Origin of the sequence: Amaricoccus sp., from assembly GCF_017995835.1 — a bacterium.
Taxonomy (GTDB): domain Bacteria; phylum Pseudomonadota; class Alphaproteobacteria; order Rhodobacterales; family Rhodobacteraceae; genus Amaricoccus.
This window is the reverse complement of sequence record NZ_JAGOID010000188.1, coordinates 1-3,233: the sequence shown is the minus strand read 5'-3', so window position 1 is coordinate 3,233 and position 3,233 is coordinate 1. Positions and strand designations below refer to the sequence as shown.

Sequence of the window (3,233 nt, the reverse complement as noted above, 5' to 3'; positions counted from 1 at the left end):
AGCCCCAGGCTGCGCGGCGGCGCCTCGGCGCCGAGATCCGCGTCGAGCGCGGGGCGAATGTGGATGGCCGCCGCCGGCACCGCGACCCGCCGGCCGCGGGTGAGATTGACCGCCGCGACACGGGCCACGCGCGCGCCGCCCGTCCAGTCGCGGTCGATGGCCGGGTCCGACGGACCCTCGAACAGAGCGGGCGGGGCGAGTTGGGCCAGTACCTCCGCCGCCTCTCCGGCGAGGCGCGCCCCGGCTTCGGCAAGGTCGCGGCCCCCGCCACCGACCGGAACACCGCGGCAGGCGGCGCCAAGATAGACGAAGCCCGGCGCCGCCGCGTTCGGCAGTGTCATGACCCAGTCGAGCGCGGACAGCGACGGCAGCAGGAGGGCGGACCCGCGCCCCGGTGCCAGCGCCTCTCGCAGCCGCGCGACGCTGCGCGGAAATGCGACGTTTGATGGCGCGGCGAGCGTCATTTCGAGGTCCGGCTGTCCACCCTGCTGGCTATTGGAATTCTTAACGCCAATTAACCATAAAGCACAGGACTTTCGTCCCTGCCCGGGAAAAGGCCGCTCGGTCTCGGTGCTAGTCTAGCCGGTCCTGGCTCAGCATGTAAATCACCGTCCCGATAAGGACGAGCACGGCGAAGAAGAGGAAGATCGCGGCGTAGCCCGCCGCCGGCGCCGCGTCCGGCGCGCCGTCCAGCACGGCGAACAGGCGTCCACTCGCAATCTGCAGCAGGCCGGCGCCACCGATGCCCATCAGATTGACGATTGTGACGCCGCGGCCGGCGAGGTGGTGCGGGAAGAACGCGCGCCCATGCGCCAGGACCATCGGATAGGAAGCGCCGAAGAACCCGACCCCGGCAAGCAGCAGGGCCGACCGCGCGACGCTCCCGTCCGGCCAGAGCGCGAGCAGCCCGAAGCAGAGGGCAACGGCGAGATTGCCGCCGATGATCACCCATTTCCGTGTGCCGAACAGCCGGTCGAGCGGTCCGTAGGCGAAGTTGCCGAGCACCATCGCGACCGCCATCCACAGCGTCAGCACACCGATCCGCCCGTGGCCGAGGCCGAAGACATCGGCGAAATAGGGACCGGCCCAGAGGCCGCGGATACCCGCCGCCGGTCCGTAGCTGACCGCCATCAACGGCACCATGAGGAGGAACGCCGGCCGGGTCAGCAGATGCAGGAACCCCGCGCCGTCCGCTTCCGCGGGTGGAGCCGGCGCGGGGTCCCGGATCAGGGCAAGCAGCGCGAGCCCGACGGCGAGCGTCGCGGCCGCGACGATCCAGATCGCCGCGCGCCAACCTAGCGCGTCCGCGGCCCAGGTCAGCGGCGCCGCCGCCGCGAGGTTGCCGGCCGAGCCGATGCCGATCATGAGCCCGGCGAGGCTCGCGAACATGGCCGGCGGATAGACCCGCGCAAAGATATAGATCGACGCCATCAGGATCGGCGCGCAGCCGATGCCGATCAGCGCCATGGCGAGCACGATCGCCAGCGGCGAGGTCGCGGTCGCAAAGGCCGCCGCGCCACCGGCGCCGCCCAGGATGAAGAGATAGCCCGCCGTCCGCCGCGGTCCGATCCCGTCGAGCAGATGCCCGACCGGGATCTGCATGGCGGCGAAGACCGCGAACCAGAGGCCGGAGGCGAGCGCCAGATCCTCGGGCGTGGCGCCGAGGTCCTGCTTCAGCATTGGCGCCAGCACGGCGAGAAACGCCCGGTAGAACTGGCTGAGCACATAGCCGAACACCAGCGCGGCGAAACCGGCGCGCATCCCGGCCGTCGCCCCCGGCGCGGACGGGTCCGCCGTCTCGGTCATGTCGCTTCTCCCGTTCAGGCCCGTTCGCGCCGCGCTTCAGTCCGGCGCCAGTCGATAGTGGTAGGCGCCGGCATCTGTCATGCCAAGGCCCCGATAGAGGGCAACGGCTGGCGCGTTGGCCTGCCCGACGGCGAGGGCGAGGCTCGACGCGCCTTCGGCCGCGGCCCAGCGTCCCGCCGCGCGGACCAGGCGCGCGCCGAGGCCGCGGCGGCGCGACGCCGGGTCGATGACCACCGAATGCAGCATCGCGACGCCGGCGTGGATATCGGCGAAGGCGCAGCCCGCCGGCCTGTCGCCGTCGCGGACCAGCAGCCAGATTTTCGGCTCGGTCACCCGCGCCATCACGGCGAGCCGTCCGGCGCCGATGCCGTTCGCGGCCCAGAGTTCGACCATCCGCGCCAGCGGCGCGGCGCAGCGCACCGTCGCCCAGTCGGGGTCCGTCCCGCCGATTTCACCCGCGGGCGCGGCGAAGATCGAGTTCGGCCCCTCGATGCCATAGCCGCGCGCGGCGAGCGCGGCGTCGAGCGCCGCCTCGTCCGGCCGGATCAGGAAGCGCGGCCGCTGGCCCATCGCGCGCATCGCGACCTCCGCCTCGGTCGGATCGTCGAAGGCGCCGTCAAGCGTCGCCGCCGAGGCGCGCCCGCCGCCGCCCTCGCCCCGGCGCAGGGTCCAGGATCCAAGACGGCGGGTCTCGGCGGCGGGCCAGCAGGCGGTGAGAGCGTCGAAAACCCGCATCAGATCACCACCTGTTCGGTTTGGCGGCGACCCGCGGCGATGCGCTCGAAACCGAGCGGCCCGAGATCGAGGCTCTGGTAGCCGCCGGTCGCGATCACTTCCGCCAGCCCTCGACCGACCGCCGGCGCCTGTTGCAGACCGTGGCCGGAAAATCCGTTGGCGAACAGGAAGTTGCCGATCTCCGGATGCGGACCGAGGATCGCGTTCGCATCAAAGAGGTTCATGTCATAGTGCCCCGCCCAGAAGCGGCCGAGGCGCAATGCCTCGAAATTCGGCGAGCGCGCGGCGAGGGCGGGCCAGACGATATCCTCCCATTCCGCGTGTCGGGGTTCGAAATCCTCGGCCGCGGCGGCCGGGTCGGGATCGGGCGCCGCCCCCGCGATGAAGAGCGCGCCCTCGGGCCGGCACCAGACGCCGCTCGGGTCGATCATCAGCGGCGGGCGGCCCTTGGGCGGATCCGCGCAGGCGAAGGAAAAGACCGTGCGCTTGCGCCGCTCGATCGGCAGGACGATGCCGGCCATCGCCGCGATTTCCGCGCCCTGGCCACCGGCGGCATTGACGAAGACCCCACAGGCGAGCGCGCCACCCGACGCGAGGCGAACCTCTGCCACCCGCGGCCCGGCCAACCCCAGCCCGATCACCTCATCCCGCGCGAAGGCAACGCCGGCGGCGCGCGCCTGCGCCCGAAAGCC

Annotated in this window: 4 protein-coding genes; all 4 read right to left on the bottom strand. The window is 72.2% G+C overall.

The genetic code is table 11. The features are described from left to right. The coding region (locus KBA23_RS16455) for a hypothetical protein (RefSeq protein WP_290743264.1) at positions 1-464 on the bottom strand (464 nt) is incomplete at its 3' end. Positions 465-573: 109 nt separating this feature from the next. After that, a complete protein-coding gene (locus KBA23_RS16450; protein ID WP_290743267.1) occupies positions 574-1,761 on the bottom strand; it encodes an MFS transporter in 1,188 nt (395 codons plus the stop codon). A gap of 81 nt (positions 1,762-1,842) precedes the next feature. Beyond that, the gene (locus tag KBA23_RS16445) at positions 1,843-2,541 is read right to left on the bottom strand and encodes an N-acetyltransferase (RefSeq protein ID WP_290743261.1); all 699 of its coding nucleotides are present in this window, start codon (positions 2,539-2,541) and stop codon (positions 1,843-1,845) included. After that, positions 2,541-3,233: FAD-binding oxidoreductase (locus tag KBA23_RS16440; RefSeq protein ID WP_290743258.1), on the bottom strand; the 693-nt coding region annotated here is incomplete at its 5' end. The genes KBA23_RS16445 and KBA23_RS16440, both read right to left, overlap by 1 nt.

Bases quoted from the DNA above. Each gene is read 5' to 3' on its own strand.
- KBA23_RS16450 (WP_290743267.1), bottom strand. From the start codon at position 1,761: ATGCGCGCCGGTTTCGCCGCGCTGGTGTTCGGCTATGTGCTCAGCCAG.
- KBA23_RS16445 (WP_290743261.1), bottom strand. From the start codon at position 2,541: ATGCGGGTTTTCGACGCTCTCACCGCCTGCTGGCCCGCCGCCGAGACC.